At 63.9% G+C, this 17,078-nt stretch carries 16 protein-coding genes; 6 read left to right on the top strand and 10 right to left on the bottom strand.

What is annotated here, in order from left to right:
- Positions 1–295 precede the first annotated feature (295 nt).
- Positions 296–1,468 (bottom strand): acyltransferase family protein, encoded by a 1,173-nt coding sequence (locus GM909_RS19575; protein ID WP_157018901.1) that lies wholly within the window; start codon positions 1,466–1,468, stop codon positions 296–298.
- Between the two features lie 277 nt (positions 1,469–1,745).
- On the opposite strand from GM909_RS19575, the gene GM909_RS19580 reads away from it, so the two are divergent.
- Positions 1,746–3,206 carry a hypothetical protein gene (locus GM909_RS19580; RefSeq protein ID WP_198174320.1) on the top strand — a complete coding sequence of 487 codons (1,461 nt, stop codon included), beginning with the start codon at positions 1,746–1,748 and terminating at the stop codon, positions 3,204–3,206.
- Between the two features lie 76 nt (positions 3,207–3,282).
- On the opposite strand, the gene GM909_RS19585 is transcribed toward GM909_RS19580, so the two are convergent.
- On the bottom strand, positions 3,283–3,444 hold the full coding sequence (locus GM909_RS19585) for a hypothetical protein (protein ID WP_157018902.1): 162 nt from the start codon (positions 3,442–3,444) through the stop codon (positions 3,283–3,285).
- A gap of 250 nt (positions 3,445–3,694) precedes the next feature.
- Between GM909_RS19585 and GM909_RS19590 the strand changes: the two genes are divergently transcribed.
- From GM909_RS19590 to GM909_RS19600, 3 genes are all read left to right on the top strand, one after another.
- Entirely contained in the window at positions 3,695–4,558 is an 864-nt protein-coding gene (locus GM909_RS19590; protein WP_157018903.1) for an alpha/beta fold hydrolase, read from the top strand.
- A 175-nt stretch (positions 4,559–4,733) separates the two neighbouring features.
- Positions 4,734–5,522 carry a DUF481 domain-containing protein gene (locus GM909_RS19595; RefSeq protein WP_157018904.1) on the top strand — a complete coding sequence of 263 codons (789 nt, stop codon included), beginning with the start codon at positions 4,734–4,736 and terminating at the stop codon, positions 5,520–5,522.
- A gap of 71 nt (positions 5,523–5,593) precedes the next feature.
- Positions 5,594–6,289, top strand: coding sequence for a GntR family transcriptional regulator (locus tag GM909_RS19600; protein WP_235911982.1), 696 nt, complete (start codon positions 5,594–5,596; stop codon positions 6,287–6,289).
- Between the two features lie 171 nt (positions 6,290–6,460).
- Here the strand turns inward: GM909_RS19600 and GM909_RS19605 are convergent, their stop codons facing one another.
- Positions 6,461–7,444, bottom strand: coding sequence for an NAD(P)-dependent oxidoreductase (locus tag GM909_RS19605; protein WP_157018906.1), 984 nt, complete (start codon positions 7,442–7,444; stop codon positions 6,461–6,463).
- Positions 7,445–7,539: 95 nt separating this feature from the next.
- On the bottom strand, positions 7,540–8,436 hold the full coding sequence (locus tag GM909_RS19610; RefSeq protein ID WP_157018907.1) for a LysR family transcriptional regulator: 897 nt from the start codon (positions 8,434–8,436) through the stop codon (positions 7,540–7,542).
- 112 nt (positions 8,437–8,548) lie between these two features.
- Between GM909_RS19610 and GM909_RS19615 the strand changes: the two genes are divergently transcribed.
- Positions 8,549–9,688, top strand: a complete 1,140-nt coding sequence (locus GM909_RS19615) for a TauD/TfdA family dioxygenase (RefSeq protein WP_157018908.1) — start codon at positions 8,549–8,551, stop codon at positions 9,686–9,688.
- Between the two features lie 2 nt (positions 9,689–9,690).
- Positions 9,691–10,440, top strand: a complete 750-nt coding sequence (locus GM909_RS19620; protein ID WP_157018909.1) for a class II aldolase/adducin family protein — start codon at positions 9,691–9,693, stop codon at positions 10,438–10,440.
- 31 nt (positions 10,441–10,471) lie between these two features.
- Here the strand turns inward: GM909_RS19620 and GM909_RS19625 are convergent, their stop codons facing one another.
- The 6 genes from GM909_RS19625 to GM909_RS19650 form a co-directional block, all read right to left on the bottom strand.
- Entirely contained in the window at positions 10,472–12,061 is a 1,590-nt protein-coding gene (locus GM909_RS19625) for an FGGY-family carbohydrate kinase (RefSeq protein WP_157018910.1), read from the bottom strand.
- Complete coding sequence (locus GM909_RS19630) at positions 12,061–12,768, bottom strand: HAD family hydrolase (protein ID WP_157018911.1); 708 nt, start codon at positions 12,766–12,768, stop codon at positions 12,061–12,063. The genes GM909_RS19625 and GM909_RS19630 overlap by 1 nt, the downstream gene beginning before the upstream one ends.
- Positions 12,769–12,822: 54 nt before the next feature.
- Positions 12,823–14,307, bottom strand: a complete 1,485-nt coding sequence (locus GM909_RS19635) for a mannitol dehydrogenase family protein (RefSeq protein ID WP_157018912.1) — start codon at positions 14,305–14,307, stop codon at positions 12,823–12,825.
- Positions 14,307–15,080: an L-iditol 2-dehydrogenase gene (locus tag GM909_RS19640; protein WP_157018913.1), complete on the bottom strand. Its 774-nt coding sequence runs from the start codon at positions 15,078–15,080 to the stop codon at positions 14,307–14,309. The genes GM909_RS19635 and GM909_RS19640 overlap by 1 nt, the downstream gene beginning before the upstream one ends.
- On the bottom strand, positions 15,077–16,078 hold the full coding sequence (locus GM909_RS19645; protein ID WP_157018914.1) for an ABC transporter ATP-binding protein: 1,002 nt from the start codon (positions 16,076–16,078) through the stop codon (positions 15,077–15,079). Before GM909_RS19645 ends, GM909_RS19640 begins: the two co-directional genes overlap by 4 nt.
- A gap of 160 nt (positions 16,079–16,238) precedes the next feature.
- On the bottom strand, positions 16,239–17,063 hold the full coding sequence (locus GM909_RS19650) for a carbohydrate ABC transporter permease (protein WP_157018915.1): 825 nt from the start codon (positions 17,061–17,063) through the stop codon (positions 16,239–16,241).
- Positions 17,064–17,078: the final 15 nt, after the last annotated feature.

Raw genomic sequence — 17,078 nt, forward strand, 5'->3', positions numbered from 1 at the left:
GTTAATTTTCCGTTGCTTCGGTCTAAGCGAAGGATGGTTAACGATTGGTTAATCCGCGTGGCAGGAGCGGGGCTGGAACGACATTCATCTGTGGAAAATCGACGGCATAAGAAATGCGCGGGTGATCGGTCTCGCTTTGTTCGCGCGGACGAGCAAACGACCGCGCCGGAATGGACACAATGCGGTCGTTTCAGGCCGTGCGAATCACCGTCACGACGATCCGGTTGGAAGACGGCAGGCCGGCTGCAACCAGCCGCCCAGTCGGGAGATCGTTGTGCTTGCGCTCTATGCGCACTCACTCGGCTGCCAGCGCGGGGCGGTGGATCGTGGAGGCGGGCCGTTTCCGTGTGAACCTGCTTTCAAAGTGACGATAAGAAAGCTCGGCGGCGGCCACGGTGACGGCATATGAGACGGCAAACAGCAGCAAGCGATCGGCCAAGGAGTGCTCGCCTGGCTCAAACACGACCGAAAGCAGCTCGACGCCGACGACGATAGCCAGCGCGTGAAAGATATAGGCGCCGTATGATGTCTCGCCGATCCGTTGCAACAGCCGGTGTCTGAGCAGCCGATCCGTCAGCGGGTCATTGGTCGCGGCAAGGGCGACCAGCCCAGTGGCGGCGGCGCCCAAGGCGCTGTAGACGAACACTTCGCGATATTGCCCCCAAAGGACGCCGGAAACGATATTGCGAAATGCATCCATCCCGTCCGCGTGGTGCATGGTGAAATTGATCCACACGTAGAAGGCGCAATATGCGATCAGCGCCGCCATTCCCGCACAGGCCAAGGGGCGCGCGATGCGGTCCAGAAATCCGTGCCTGTCGGCAAAGGCCAAGAGCGCGCCGGCGGCGAAGATGTCCGTATGCAGGAACGCGCCCGAATAGAGGATGAATGCGCTGGCTTCATCGCCCAGTCCGGCTTCGGCCAGTCTGAGGGAGATCACCCATCGCGCCACGGGTGTCGCCAGGAGTACGACGAAGAGGAGTGCGATCAGCCAGCGTCGCGGCAAAAGAATGAGGCAGATTCCGAAGACGAGATAGAACTGCATTTCGACGGATATCGTCCACAGATGTCCCACCGGCCAGTCTGCCAGCGTGCCGCGCCCCGCGCCCATGGCTACGTTGTGAAAGAAGCCCAGAAGAGAGGCGACGTCGTACGCCTCGAGCGTGGCGCCCGATGCAATGGCCAGAGCCACGCCGGCCAGGACATAGGCATAGTAGACGGGGACGATCCGTCTGGTCCTGCGGCTGAAGAATGATTTCAGCCTTCTGGCCGGGCTGTCGGTCTGCGGCTTCGCGATGACGGATCCGGTGACCACATAACCCGATATCACGAAGAACAGCCAAACGCCTGCCCAACCGAAGGGCAACAGACCGCAGTGCTGGGCAACCACGGCAGTCATTGCAAAGCATCTCAGGGAGTCGACAGAACCGATCCGACGTCCACCGGTCCCCTGTCCTTGTCGGGTCATGAGCGTTTCCAGGTCCGGTCGCTTGCCGTCCCATCCAATGGCGCTCCCCGCTCACTAAATTGACCATACATCCGCGGCCGGGCGAGGGAACGGAGCCCCGGTTCATGACTCCAGTTGATCCGGTGCCCGGACGAGGTGGGTGGTCATCGACCGGACACCGGCAAAGGGGCTAGCCGCGATAGTCCCCAAAGGCGAGGTTACGCCGAATGTCCGACTTGCCGGACGGACGATCGCACCGAACAGTTGCCTGACAACCGGCCAAGGAGGCGGGCGGCCAGTGCAGATATCACCCATTGGCTTCGTGGTTTGCGCGGTGATCCTGCTGACCGCTCATTACTGCAGGAGCGTGCTGATCGTCGGCCTGCTGGCGTCGGTGGCGTTCGGTTCGACGGCCCTCGTCGCACTGACGGGTCTGGGCGGTTCGTCGCCACTGATCTACACGTTGTTCTCTGCCCTGCTCATAACGGTCGTCGTCCTGCGTCGGCAGATATGGAGCGACCTCGGTGTCGTATTCGGCAGCATGCGGCCGATCTGGCTCCTGACCACCTTGATGGCCTACGCTATCGTCGGGTCATGGCTCCTGCCGCGTTTTTTTGCCGGTCAGACGACCGTTTTCGTGCAGGGCAAGACGAGAGGTGGAGTCGTCGAGACCTCGCTCGTCCCGGTTGGCGGCAACATCACGCAGACCGGTTATTTCGTGCTCGGCGGACTGACTGCGATTGCCCTGTGCATTCTTCTGATGAACCGCGGCAGCATCCGGCACATCCGGACCGGGATGTTCGTCATGTGCATTCTCCACGCCGGAATGGGGATGATCGATCTCCTCGGGAAGCTGGCCGGAGCAGGCGACGTGCTCGAGCCTATCCGCACGGCCAGCTATGCGATGCTCACCGAGGCGGTCGAGGGCGGCTTTTATCGTATCGCGGGGGCATATTCGGAGGCATCTGCCTTCGGCGCTCGCTCCCTGGCCTGCCTGGCATTTGTCTATACCTACTGGCGCAGGACGAATTCAGACCTCGCCAAATGGCTGGCAATTGTCATCTTGATGCTGACGGTGTTGTCGACGTCATCCACGGCCTATGTGGGACTGGCCATCCTGTGCGTGCCGGTCGGGTTTTCGATCTCCAAATCCTTTCTGCAAGGGCGGATCATGTTCGAGGATCTACTGATCGTGATCCTCTTGTGCCTCGGGATCGTCGCCGTCATGGCCATTGTCATCCGCAGTCCGGAGTTCTTCTCTCCTTTCGTCAAGCTGCTCGATGAAATGGTTCTCAACAAGGCAAGCTCGACATCGGGCCAGGAGCGGACCTACTGGAACGTGAAGAGCCTGCAGTCCTTTGTCGACACAAGCGGATTGGGCATCGGCATTGGGTCCTCGCGCGCCTCGAGCTGGCTGATTGCTGTGATATCGCAGCTTGGCGTGATCGGTGCCTTGTTGATGGCGATCCTGCTGGCCTATATCGCGCGCGGATTGGGGCGTCTGTCGGCCTGGGTTCCCTCCGAAACGGCCGCGATCGTTGCGAGCGTGCGCAATTATGCGCTGGCCGGGATCGTCTCGGGATCGCTCATAAGCGGCACACCCGATCCGGGACTGATGTTCTTCGTCGCTTTTGCCGTCATCGCGGCGGCGCGATTTCATGCGCGGCGTTACCGGCGCACGGACATGCGGCTTCTGGCTTCAGGCAGCTACATTGCCGGCCCGCCGGGTCTTCGTCCGAGTCTCGGTCATGCCGGATAGAAGCGCGATCGCGGCAACATATTGATCTGGCGCGCATATCTTTGCTTCAAACGTTTCCGTTTGAAGCGAACGCGCGCTAGCCAATCAGCGACGGCAGCAGCTTGGCAAGCGGCACGGTGATGATCGCAAGCGCCACAACCGCCAGTACGATCCTCAGCACCGGATTGCGCCCGCCAGTGCGTTCCTGACGTTCCCGGCAGACGCAACTCCATTGCCCCAGGCGCCGTTCGTTATGCATATCCCCACTCTCTCCCAAAAGTCTCCTCGCAGTGATCATACGGTGATCATCGGCGAGAGCAAGATCAAATGTAGCCGCGCGCAAGCCCGTAATATTCGGTGAGGGTCGGGGCTCCGCACGGTCGTGAAGGAACGCTCAGGCCCGCCAGCTGTTCGTGCCGGCGTCGATGTTTGACCAGACGGTGTCGGGAACGGCCGATGGCATGCGTCTTATCTTCAGCGACAACGGACCAGATCGAAGGAGAGAGAGAATGTTCCGCAAAACCCTCATTGCCGCAGCCTTGTTCGTCACCGCATCGCTTCCGGCCGGGGCTGAGCCGACGGGAGAGCGTGTCGAAGTCAACGGCATGCAGATGTATTACGAGGTTTCCGGTGAGGGCGATCCGCTGATCGTCCTGCATGGCGCCTATATGAATATCCCGTCCATGGGACCGATCATCCCCATGCTTGCCAAGAGCCACAAGGTCTACGCTCTGGAGTTCCAGGGGCATGGCCGCACGACCGACATCGACCGGCCGATCACCTATCCGAACCTGGCTGACGACGTGGCTCAATTCATGGATGCGGTTGGTATCGGGAAGGCCGACCTGTTCGGCTATTCTATGGGTGCGGCCGCCGGGCTGCAGGTCGCCATCCGGCATCCGGACAAGGTGAACAGGCTGGCAGCGGCCTCCGTTGCCTATGATTTCGAAGGCTGGCAGCCTGCATTCAAGGAATTCGTTCCGCAGATGACGGTCGAGATGTTTCTCGACATGCCCTTTGCCGAGGAATACCGCGAACTGGCGGCCGATCCGGAGGGCTTTCCCGCGCTGGTCGAAAAACTGATCGCGCTCGAGCATGAACCGATGGCCTGGGAAGCGGATGTCCGCGCGCTGCAAACTCCTGTGCTGATCGTCACCGGCGATGCCGACGTGGCGACGCTGGAACATTCGGTCGCGCTGTTCCGGCTGCTGGGCGGCGGCGTCATGGGCGACATGGGCGAGCCGTTGCCCGAATCCCGTCTCGCCGTCTTGCCGGCGACGTCGCACACCGCGGTCATCAATCAGCCGGCGCAGCTGCACGCCTTTGTCGAGCCATTCCTGAAGGAGGAGACGCCGAAGGGAATGTTCGAATAGGGAGGAGCGGCGGCCCTGGGGGCGCTTCTGCGCTTGCTACGTCGTCATGCGGCAATCGACAGTGGAAATGTAGTTGCTGAAGTCTGCCGCGATTCGGTTTATCCTCCCTCTGTCGTTAGACCAGCTCCGTTGAACGCTTGGTTCTTCGGACAGTGAAGGGGACGGGAGACGAATCATGAAGATCGCCGCTGCAGGCCTGGCCTGTCTCGGGAGCATCGTTTTGGCCGACAGCGTCCGGGCTGCCGACATCTATTCGCCGGTCACGCCAACGCTCGAGCAGATCGAGACCGAGGATGGGTGGACCTTTTCGGTCGCGCCCTATTTCTGGGCGGCCGGTCTTTCCGGGGATGTCGGATCCTTCGGCCTGCCGACGGTCGGTATCGATGCGGATTTCAGCAATATCTGGGACAATCTTGATTTTGCCGCCATGGCGACCGGCGAGGCGCGCTACGACCGCTACAGCCTTTTCGCCGATGTGATCTACACGAAGATCTCGGCCTCCAATGGAACGCCAAGGGGTGTGTTGGCCGATAGCGTCGGCGTGACCGCGGAGACATTTTCCGGCCTGCTCGGTGCCGGATATGCGGTTGCCGATGGTCCCTCGGGGCGCCTCGAACTGGTCGGCGGCGTCAAGATCTGGTCGGCAAAGACGGATATATCGTTCCACGGGGGTATTCTCGACGGAATTTCGCGCAGCGATAGCGCAACCTGGGCCGACGCCGTGGTCGGCCTGCGCGGCAACTACGCCATCAACGACAATCTCTATCTTACGGGATGGGGATATGTCGGTGCCGGCGGCGCCGACATCGACTGGGACGTGGCGGGGGCGCTCGGCTATCGCTTCAACGACCGTTTTTCGGCGGTCCTCGGCTATCGGGCGCTGGGCGTCGACTACAGCGACGACGGCTATGTCTTCGATGTCGTCGAGCAGGGCCCCATCCTGGGGCTGGTCGTGCGCTTCTGATCGAGGCCGCCTGTCCGGTCGGACCGGCGGGTTGCTTGTCCGGTTTCAGCTGACATGTTAGCATGGCAGCAATGGGCGAAGCCGGGAAAACGGAACGGGCCCCGCGTCTTGCGGGCGGGGCAACGGAACGCATCGTGGATGCGTTGCGCGAGGCCATCGTGACCCTGGAGATGGCGCCGGGCACCATGCTTGACAAGTCCGAACTGACGGCGCGCTTTGGCGTGTCGCGCTTTCCCGTCGCCGAAGCCCTCAATCGCCTGAAGGCGGAGGGATTGGTCGATATCAAGCCGCAAAGCGGGTCGACCGTTTCGCTCATTCGCGTCGCCGATGTCCAGGAAAACATGTTTCTGCGCCGGGCGCTGGAGGCGGAGACCGTGGCGCTTATCGCGCTTAGGCACGACGAGGCGCTGCTGGCCGAATTGCGGCGCAATCTGCGCTACCAGAAGGCGGCCGTCGACGCCGAGGACAGGCAGGGCTTCTACCAACTTGACCTGGCTTTTCACGACACGCTGGTGAGCGCCATCGGCTATGAGCGGGTGCGCGCCACGGTCGAAAAGGCCAGGCTGGCGCTGGACCGCGTGCGCCGGCTGCTCGGTTCGCCGCGCCGCCATGCCGTGACCTATCAGGAGCATTGCGCGATCGTCGCCGCGCTCGAACAGGGCGACGCCGTGGCCGCCCGACAGGCAATGGTCGCCCATATCGATGCGGTGATGCGCGAACTGGAGGCCTTCTGCGACGACAATCCCGGCGTTTTCGTCGATCGCTAGCGCGCATATCTTTGCTTCAAACGGAAACGTTTGAAGCAAAGATATGCGCGCCGGATCAATATACTGGAACATGTACCTTTCGCTCAAACGATTCCGTTTGAGCGGGACATGTTCGAGCGCGCGTTTGCTTCATGCTGGAGCGAGCGACCTCGCGGCCGCGTCGGAGACCACTCAGGTCTCAGTGTCCGGAAACCGTTCGAGATAGGCGTCGAGTACTTCGGGATTACAGAAATTGAGCGGCAGGCGGCCGGAAAGCACGCGCTCGGCCTCCTCGGCCGCGCCCACGCCCATGCGTCGCATGCTGCCTTCGGTAATGCCGGCCATGTGCGGGGTGACGATCACATTGTCGAAGGTGAGATAGGGATGGTCGGCTGGCAGTGGCTGCTGGGCAAAGACATCCAGCGCTGCACCGCCAATACGGCCGTCACGGAGCGCCGCGATCATTGCTGCGTCGTCGATGACCGCCCCGCGGGCAATGTTGATGATGATCGCGTCCGGCTTCATCCGCGCGAGCAGCGATGCATTCACCAGTCCGCGCGTTTCTTCGGCCAGCGGGCAGCAGAGTACGAGAATGTCGGCCTCGGCGGCGATTTCGTCGAGCTCCACGAAGCGCGTGCCGGCCGGGGCTTCGCGCCGGCTGCGCGAGTGGACGAGGACGTCGAGGCCGAAGCCCTGCCGCCCGATTTCGCAGACCCGTTGGCCGATATTGCCGAAACCGACGACGCCCAGGGTGAGATCGCCGAGATCGCGTGCATGGTCGGTCTGGCGCCGGGCGGTCGTCCAGCCCTCGGTGCGCAGGTCCCGCTCGACCATGCGAAAACGGCGCAGAAGCGCCATCGCGGCGAAGAAGACATATTCGGCGACGGTGGCCGCATTGACCCCGGGCGTATTCGCCACGAGCACACCGGCCCTGTTGGCGGCATCCATCGGCACCATGTCGAGCCCCGCGCCATGGCGTATGGCCGCACGCAGTTTCGTCGGCCCGTCGAAGAGCGCCGGCGGCAGCGGCGCCCTGACGATCAGGATATCGGCGTCGCGCCCTTCCTTCAGCAAGGTGTCTGGATCGGGCGCGGAGGCAAAGCGCAGGCGTCCCAGCCCTTTCAGTATCTCCACCGCCTCTGGGTGGAGATTGTGGGTGGAGAAAATATCCGTCAAGATTCTATGCCTTCGAGTTCGAGCCAGTTGATGTGCCGGCAACGCCTGTCAGTTCCGGACGTCTACAGCATGAGGCGGCATGCCCGTCAATCGCCTCAACGCTCAGCCTCCACCGTGCGCGCGAGCCAGGCCAGAAACGTTTCTGCCAGGGCGCTCGAACGGCGCGGCGACAGGGTGGCGAAATAGCCGGTGCCGATGTCGATTTCGCCGTCCGGCCAGGGAGCCAGATTGCCTTCCGAGACCAGGGTCGCGGTGATCGAGCGCCAGCCCAGCATGAGGCCGCGCCCGTCAAGCGTGGCCTGAACCGCCTGAACATAGTTGTCGAAGGTCTCGCCGCGTCCGGCCGGCCGGCTGCGCCCGCACGCCTTGAAATATTCCCGCCATCCGGCCCAATGCCCGTCCGCCGGCCCGCGCACATGGATGAGCGGCGCGGTGTCGAGGCCGCCGCCCTGCGCCAGGATACGCTCGATCAGGGCTGGCCGACCGACCGGGCAGACGATTTCCTCGAACAGCTTGACCGTTTCGCCGTCGCTCCAGTTCCCGCTGCCATAGCGCAGCGCGATGTCTATCCCGGGCAGGATGGCCGGCAGATCGGTGGGCGGTGCCTGGACGTTGACGATGGCGCCGGGCTGCTCGGCATAGAAATCCGGCAGGCGCGGCATCAGCCAGTAAGTGGCCATGCCGAGCGTGCAGGCGACCGTCAGCGCCTGGTCGGACACCCCCGCCTGGAAGCGGATGTCCTCGATCGTCGTGGCGATGAGGTCGATGCCGTCGTGCGTGGCGCGCGCCAGCTGCCGGCCCGCCTCCGTCAGCCCCGCCGGCCGCGTGCTCCGATCCAGGAGCGGCGCCCCCACATGGTCTTCCAGCGCCTTGAGCGCCTGCGTGACGGCGGGCTGGGTCACGTTCAGGCGGCTTGCCGCTTCGCGCATGGATCCCAGCCGGGCGACCATGTCGAATGTCGTGAGGAGGCGGAGCGGAGGAAGTCGGTCCAAAACTTAATCCAGGGCTTAATTTGAGATTATCAATAATGGCCTTTTTTCGTTGTACGGCAAGGGGCAGTCTCCGATCGAATCTTAATCAAGGGCTTTGACTTAGGGACCAGCCATGAACGACATGCAGATCGCGACGGTGCCCGTGCGCCTCTCCGACAAGGGGCTTCGGGTGACGCTTCCCGATGGCCGCGAAGGCTATTTCAACTATTACTGGCTGCGCGACAATTCTCCGACATCCTTCGACAGTGCGACGCGCGAGCGCACCTTCGACATTTTCCATCTCGACGAGCCGCCGAAGGCGGAAACGGCCGAGGTGGAAGGCGACACGCTGGTGATCCGCTGGCAGGGCGAGGATCATGTTTCGCCCTATCCGATGTCGCTGCTTGCCGCCTTTGCCGACGCCAAGCGGCGTCCGGATCCGGCGGATCTGCCGCGCAAGGCCTGGTATGGCGACCACTACCCCGATATCGCACGGTTTTCGCAGCGCGAGCTCATGGCCGACAAGCGCAAGGTCGCCGACTGGATCGAGGCGATGCTGAGAGAGGGCGTGGCGATCCTGACCGACATGCCGGACAGCGACGAGGCACTGACCGAGACGGCCCATCTCATGGGCCAGGTACGTCCGACCTTCTTCGGCGAATATTTCGACGTGCGCACGCATATCAAGCCGACGAACCTTGCCTATACGGCCAAGGCGCTCGAACTGCACACCGACACGCCGGCCGAAGAGGTGGCACCTGGCGTGCAGTTCCTGCATTGCCGGGCGAACACGGTGGAAGGCGGCGGCAGCCTGTTTGCCGACGGCGTGGCGGTTGCCAACAACTTCCGCGAGCGCGATCCGGAAGGCTTCCGCCTGTTGTCGCAGATCGACATTCCGTTTTACTGCGAGCATGACACCTACGACATGCGCTCGCGCCAGCGGGTCATCGAACTCGACGAGCATGGTGCGGTTTCCGGGCTGACGATCAGCCAGCACATGGCCGACATGTTCGACCTGCCGCAGACGCTGCTCGACGATTACTACCCGGCCTTCTGCCGTTTCGGCAGGATGCTGCAGGAACAGCGCTACGTCATGCGCTTTTTGCTCAAGGCGGGTGAGTGCATTACCTTCGACAACCACCGCATCGTGCATGGCCGCGCCGCCTATTCGGCAACGAGCGGCTCGCGCTATCTGCGCGGCTGCTATGTCGACCGGGCCGAGATGCGCTCGACCTATCGCGCGCTCGTGTCCGAGGGCCGGTTCAAGGGGTGACCATGTTGCAAGAGAGCGCCGAAACCCAGGAACTGCGGCGGTTGCGCCAGGACCTCGCCGCGGCCTTCCGTCTGTGCCACCGCTTCGGGTGGAGCGAATCCGTCGGCAACCATTTCAGCGCGGCGGTATCCGAAGATGGGCGGAAATTCCTGCTCAACCCGCGCTGGCAGCATTTCGCCACCATCCGGGCGAGCGACCTCCTGCTGCTTGATGCGGAGGATCCCGGCGTGATGGATCGTCCCGAGGCGCCGGATCCATCGGCCTGGGCCATTCACGGAACCATGCATCGCATGCTGCCGGAGGCGAAGGTGATCCTGCATTGCCATTCGCCTTATGCCGTCGCGCTGGCCTGTCTGAAGGATCCGAGGCTCAAGCCGCTCGACAACAACACCGCGCGCTTCTTCGGTCGCGTCGGCTATGACCTGGATTTCGGCGGCATCTCCGACGACGAAACCGAAGGCAAGCGGCTCGCCGAGGCGATCAGGGGCAAGACCGCTTTGGTCATGGGCAATCACGGAGTCTCGATTGCCGGCGAAACCGTGGCCGATGCCTTCGAGGACCTCTATTTCTTCGAAAAGGCTGCCCAGACCATGGTGCTCGCCCTGTCGACCGGGCAACCGCTTGCGGTGCTGTCGGATGAGGTGGCGCAGGCGACCGCCGACGGCTGGGCGGGCTATCGCGGCATGGCGGCGCGGCACTTCGACCATCTCAAGTCGACGCTGGATGCCGAAGATACATCCTGGCGGGATTGACGGTCCCACTTCCCGGGGCGACGCCGCCTTTTCACGTTGCGAGCATCGCCTCCAGTTCGCGGCGCTGCTCGTGCATCTTCAGGAAGATCTCATAGTCCCGGTCGAACCGTAGGCTGGCCTCGGGTGACGGGCGCCGCTCGGTGCCGCCCTGCTGCATCGCCGTGCAGGCCGAGACGAGGTCGCCATGCAAGCCCGCCGCCGTCGCCGCCACCATGGCGGTGCCGAGCAACACCGCTTCGTCCGTCGTCGGCTCGATGACGGCAATCCCGGTCGCATCGGCATAAAGTTCCATCAGGAGCGGATTGCGCGTGTGGCCGCCGGTCACGTGCAGCGTGTCGATGCCATGACCTTCGGCATTGAGCGTTTCGAGAATGTGGCGCACACCCAGCACGACGGCGACGGTGGTGCGCCAATAGAGCCGGCACAACCCGTCAAAGGAATTGTCGAGCGTCAGGCCCGAAATCACGCCTGTTGCATGCGGGTCGGCGAGCGGCGAGCGGTTGCCGTGGAAATCGGGCAGGATGTGCAGGCGCGACGCGAGGTCCGGCCCTTCCGTCTCGCGCAGGGCGTAGACCCGTTCGGCAATGCGCCGGTGCATTGTCGGGGTGGGGTCGCCGCCTGCCACGTGCTGACGGACGATGTGATCGAGCAGCGCGCCGGTGGCCGATTGCCCGCCCTCGCCGATCCAGCAATCGGGTAGGGCGGCGCCCAAATAGGGGCCCCAACCGCCGGGAAAGGGCCGGTATTCGCGCGAGATTGCCATGACGCAGCTCGACGTTCCAGCGATCAGCGCCAGGTGGCGGTCAATCGTGTCGAGATCGTTCGCATAGCCGCCAAGCACGCCGAGCGCGCCGGCATAGGCGTCGATCAGCCCGGCCCCGACCTTGCAATCGGTCGTCAGGCCGAGATCGCGCGCGGCCTGTGGCGTGAGCGGCCCGAGATCGGTGCCGATCGGCACGCCCTTTTCTGGCAGGCCGCCGCGCTCCGGCAGATCGGCCAGCCCCACGCCCGCAAGGAAATCCGCCTGCCAGCTCTGCTCTTCATGCGCCAGATAGGCCCATTTGCAGGTCAGCGTGCCTTGAGAACGGGAATTCGAGCCGGTGGCGCGCGCAGACAGGAAGTCGGCCAGATCGAAAATGCGTCCCGCCGCCGCCCATGTGGCGGGCAGGTTGCGCTTGATCCACATCAGCTTCGGCGTCTGCTTTTCGGGTGACATCGCACCGCCTGCGAAGCGAAGCAGGGCATGGCCCGTTGCCGTGCATTCGTCGGCTTCGCCGAGCGCGCGGTGGTCGAGCCAGGCGATCGTGTCCCAGCGTGCCTCGCCGCTGGGCGATACGCTCAGCTGCTCCCCGTCCGCGCGGCGGAAGACCAGTGAGCAGGTGGCGTCGAAGGCGATGCCCGAAACGGATTCCGGTGCGACTTTTGCTTGGCTCAAAGCCGCCCGGACGGCGCTCGAAACCGCCGCCCAGATGTCTTCGGAATCGTGCTCGGCATGGTCGGCCTGCGGCCGGTTCATCGCGATCGGGTGATCGGCGCGCGCCAGAAGGCTGCCGCTGCCGTCGAAGATGCCGGCGCGCGCACTGCCGGTCCCTACGTCCACGGCGCAGACATATCGGCGCATCAGACGGCCGGGGCTGCCGGCTCGGTGCCTGCGACCAGCGAGGGCAGTTGCGCCATGTCGTCGAAGATGGTTTCCGCGCCGAGCGGAGCCAGGGCTGCCTTCAAAGATCCGGGCACGGCGTGTGATCCTCCCGTAAAGCCGAAGACGCGCATGCCCGCCGCACGTGCGGCGGTCACGCCCGCGGGACTGTCCTCTATCACGAGGCAGTCGGTTGGCGCCACGCCCATCTCGCGCGCGGTGTGGATGAACAGATCCGGGGCCGGCTTGCCGCGCTCGACCATGGTGGCACTGTATATGTGCGGCTCGAGAAGTTCCAGCAGCCCCGTCACGCGCAGCGAAGTGCGGATGCGTTCCGGCTTGCTGGAGGAGGCCACGCAACGCGCGCAGGCAAGCGTCGTCAGCGTTTGGCGAATGCCCGGAATCGGCTGCAGTTCGGCTTCGAAGCGGCGGTTCAATTCGTCGCGCATGAATTCCAGATGCGCGTCGGTGATGTCGATGCCGAAATCGCCGCGCAGGATCTCGCAGGTCGAGGCCATGGAGCGGCCGAGAAAGCGGTCATAGGCGGTCGCCTCATCGATCGGGCCGCCCGCTTCGGCGATGACGTCGCGCAGCACGGCAATCGAGATCGGTTCGCTGTCGACCAGCACGCCGTCGCAGTCGAAGATGACGAGTTTGGGTCCGGCCCGGCCTGTCGAATTCGCGTTCACCCAAAATGTCCTGTTGCCTGTCCGGATCGATACTTCGTTGTCGCGGCAATGCTTTTAGCCCGCTTTGCCGCCTATGTAGCCTGCCAGGGTGTCGCGCGTGCCGTTTTTCCAGAGCTTGTCGAGATGGCTGGAAAAGGCTTGCGCAAATCGGTCGGATCGGCTGACCTCGCCGAAAATGTCATGAAGGCCGAGAAAGGCGTCCGGATCGTTCCGTGCGGCCAGTGCGGCCTCCTTGAGCCGGCCGGCGGCGGCATCGTTGTAGTCGGTCGGCCGGCCGCTGTCGGTGGTCCCGGCGCAAAAGCGGCACCAGAGCGCCGAAACGAGCGACAGGCCGGTGATGTCCGCGCCTTCGTTCAGTCGGTCGGCGGTCGAGGGCAGGATGAATTTCGGCTGCCGGTTGGACCCGTCCTGGCAGAGCCGGGCGATCGTGTCGCCCACCTTCGGATTGGAGAAGCGGTCTTCGATCTGGGCGAAATAGGCCTTGAGATCGACGCCCGGTACGGGCGGCACGACCGGAATGATTTCCTCTTCTTCAAGCTTCGACAGGAAATCGCGGATCAGCGGTTCGGCCATCGCCTCATGGACGAAATGAACGTCCATGAGCGCGGCCGGATAGGCGATGGCTGCGTGGCCGCCATTGAGGATCCTGATCTTCATCAGCTCGTAAGGCGCGACATCGTCGACGAAGGTGACGCCGGCCTTCTCGAATGCGGGCCGGCCGGTTGGAAAGTCGTCTTCCATCACCCATTGGCGGAACGGCTCGCAATAGACCGGCCAGGCGTCCTCGATGCCGAATGTTTCGGCCAGATGGGCACGCTCGCGCGCCGAGGTTGCCGGCGTGATGCGGTCGACCATCGAATTGGGGAAGGAGACGTTGCCGCGCACCCATGTCGCCAAATCAGGGTCGCTCAGTTCGGCGAGGCCGACGACCGCGTCGGCTGTGACGTGGCCGTTGCCGGGGATGTTGTCGCAGGACATGACCGTGAAGGGCGGGATGCCCGCGTCGCGTCGCGTCTTCAGGCCGGCCAGAATGAGCCCGAAAACCGTCTTCGGATCGTCCGGCTTCGCGGCGTCGGCCGCGATCTGCGGATGCCCGGGATTGAATGTCCCGGTCGTCGCATCGATGAAATAGCCGCCCTCGGTGATGGTCATCGAGACGATGCGGATTGCCGGATCGGCCAACCGCGCGACGATGGTCGCCCGATCTTCGGGCCGCAGATAGTCGATCATGACGCCAGTGACGCGCGCCGTGACCTTCTCGGCGTCCTGCTCGACGACGCTGGTCAGCCAGTCCTGACCCGCCAGCGCCTCGCGCATGGCGTTGTCGGCCGGCAGCACACCGGCGCCGACGATCGCCCAGTCATGGTCGAGGCCGTCATTCATCAGATCGTCGAGATAGAGGGCCTGGTGCGCCCGGTGGAAATTGCCGATGCCGAAATGAAGGATGCCCGGCGAGAGATCCGCGCGGCGATTGCGTGGGCGGGCGACGTCGGGCGCGAGCTGGTCGAGATTGGCGAGGGAGAGTTTCTTGACGGTCATCAGTTCATCCAGTTTCCGCCGTCGACATTGTAGGTCTGGGCGACGATGTATTCGGCCTCGGCGCTGGCCAGGAAGACGGCCATGCCGGTCAGGTCCTCCGCCCGGCCCATCCGGCCATAGGGGACCGCCTCGCCGACCAGCCTCTTCTTTTCCCCGAGCGGGCGGTTCTCATACTGGGCAAACAGCGAGTCCACATGGTCCCAGTGCTCGCCGTCGACCACGCCGGGCGCGATCGCGTTGACGTTGATGCCATGGCGGATGAGATCGAGCCCGGCCGACTGGGTGAAGCTGACGACGGCGGCCTTGGTGGCGCAGTAGATCGCCACCAGCGCCTCGCCGCGGCGCCCCGCCTGGCTCGCCATGTTGATGATGCGCCCGCCCTTGCCGCGCGCGATCATGGACCGGGCAACGGCCTGCGTGGTGAAGATGGTGCCCGAGACGTTGACGGCGAACAGCCGGTCGTAGCTGTCGCGCGTGATGTCGACGATCGGCGCCAGGTCGAACAGGGCGGCATTGTTGATCAGGATGTCGATTCCGCCCGCCTTGCCCTCGACAGCCCTCACTGCCGAGTCGATCGATTGCTGGTCGGTCACGTCGAGCGGCACGGCGAAGGCCGCCGCGCCGATTTCGGCGGCGCATTGTTCAGCCGCTTCCAGGTTGATGTCGCCGATGGCCACTCCGGCGCCTTCGCGGATATAGGCTTCGGCGAAGGCGCGGCCGATACCGCGCGCCGCGCCCGTGATCAATGCGGTCTTGCCGGCAAGTCTTGTCATTTGATGGTCTGCCCGTCCTTGTCGAAGCGGTGGATCTTGGAGGGATCGGGCGTCAGGTAGACCGGCTCGCCGTGACGCAGGGCGAATTCGCCGTCGGCGCGTGCGGTGACCTGGCCGATCCCGTCGACATGCACGTGCAGCAGCGTGTCGGAGCCGAGATGCTCGGCAACGCCGACGGTGCCCTTCCAGGTGCCCTCGGATTTCGACAGCTGCAGGTGTTCGGGCCTGATGCCGACCGTCTTGCCGTCGAGCTTGGCGGCTTCGTCGCCCTCGACAAAATTCATGCGCGGCGAGCCGATGAAGCCGGCGACGAAGAGATTGTTCGGGCTGCGGTAGAGCTCCAGCGGCGTGCCGACCTGCTCGATGCGCCCGGCATTCAAGACCACGATCTTGTCGGCCATGGTCATGGCTTCCACCTGGTCATGGGTGACATAGATCATCGTGGTGGCGAGCTTCTGGTGCAGTTCGCTGATCTCGAGCCGCATCGTGCCGCGCAGGGCGGCGTCGAGATTGGACAAGGGCTCGTCGAACAGGAAGGCGCCGGGCTGGCGCACGATGGCGCGGCCGATGGCGACACGCTGGCGCTGGCCGCCGGAAAGCTGGCCGGGGCGCCGGTCGAGATAGTCCGTCAAGTTGAGCGTTTCGGCGGCGGCACGGACCTTGCCGTCGATGGCGTTCTTGTCCTCTCCGGCCATCTTCAGCGGAAAGGCGATGTTCTTGTAGACGCTCATATGCGGATAAAGCGCATAGGACTGGAAGACCATCGCCAGGCCGCGTCTGGCCGGCGCTTCGCTTGTCACGTCCCGCCCGTCGATCGAGATGGCGCCGGCCGTCACATCCTCGAGCCCGGCGATCAGCCGCAACAGGGTCGACTTGCCGCAACCCGACGGGCCGACGAAGACGACGAACTCCCCGTCCTCGATTTCGAGGTCGATCTCGGGGATGACATTTGTCGTGCCGAAGGATTTGGCGACTTTCGACAGCGTTATCTGGCCCATGCTTCCCTCCATTTTTCCCTCCCCCTTGAGAGGAGGGCGGCCAACAGCCGGAGGCGGTTGGCCGGGTGGGGTGGTTGATGTAGTGCTCGGCCGCCGGGACCCCACCCGGCTCGCTTCGCTCGCCACCCTCCCCTCAAGGGGGAGGGAACCGCCGCCCCCATCACTTCACCGCGCCGAAAGTCAGCCCGCGCACCAGTTGGCGCTGCGAGAACCAGCCCATGATCAGGATCGGCGCGATCGCCAGTGTCGAGGCGGCCGAGAGCTTCGCCCAGAACAGGCCCTGCGGGCTGGAAAAGGAGGCGATGAAGGCGGTGAGCGGGGCGGCCTGCGCCGCCGTCAGCCGGATCGTCCAGAAGGATTCGTTCCACGCCAGGATGATGTTCAACAGCATTGTCGAGGCGATGCCGGGCAGTGCCATCGGGGTCAGCACATGGATGATCTCGTTCATCAGCGAAGCGCCGTCCATGCGCGCCGCTTCCAGGATCTCGCCCGGGATCTCGCGGAAATAGGTGTAGAGCATCCACACCACGATTGGCAGGTTGACGAGGGTCAGGACGACGGTCAGGCCGAGCCTGGTGTCGAGCAGGCCGGTGTCGCGGAAGATCAGATAGATCGGCACCAGCACGCCGACGGCGGGCAGCATCTTCGTCGACAGCATCCACATCAGGATGTCCTTGGTGCGCTTGGTCGGCGAAAAGGCCATCGACCAGGCGGCCGGGACGGCGATGACAAGCGCAATGAGCGTCGAGCCCAGCGAAACGATCACCGAGTTCATGAACGGCTTGAAATAGTCGCGCTGCGCTTGAACCTCGACATAGTTCTCGAAGGTGCCGGACGGGATGAGGCTGATCCCGGCAATGGCTTCGGGCTCCGTCTTGAAGGAAGTGACGACGGTGTAGAGGATCGGGAAGAAGATCAGCAAGGCGATGAACCATGCCGCGACCGTCGCGATCGCCTTGTGCCTGGTGGAAACTGTGCGGGCCATGATGCAGGGCTCCTG

The organism is Mesorhizobium xinjiangense (assembly GCF_009749525.1).
GTDB lineage: Bacteria > Pseudomonadota > Alphaproteobacteria > Rhizobiales > Rhizobiaceae > Mangrovimarina > Mangrovimarina xinjiangensis.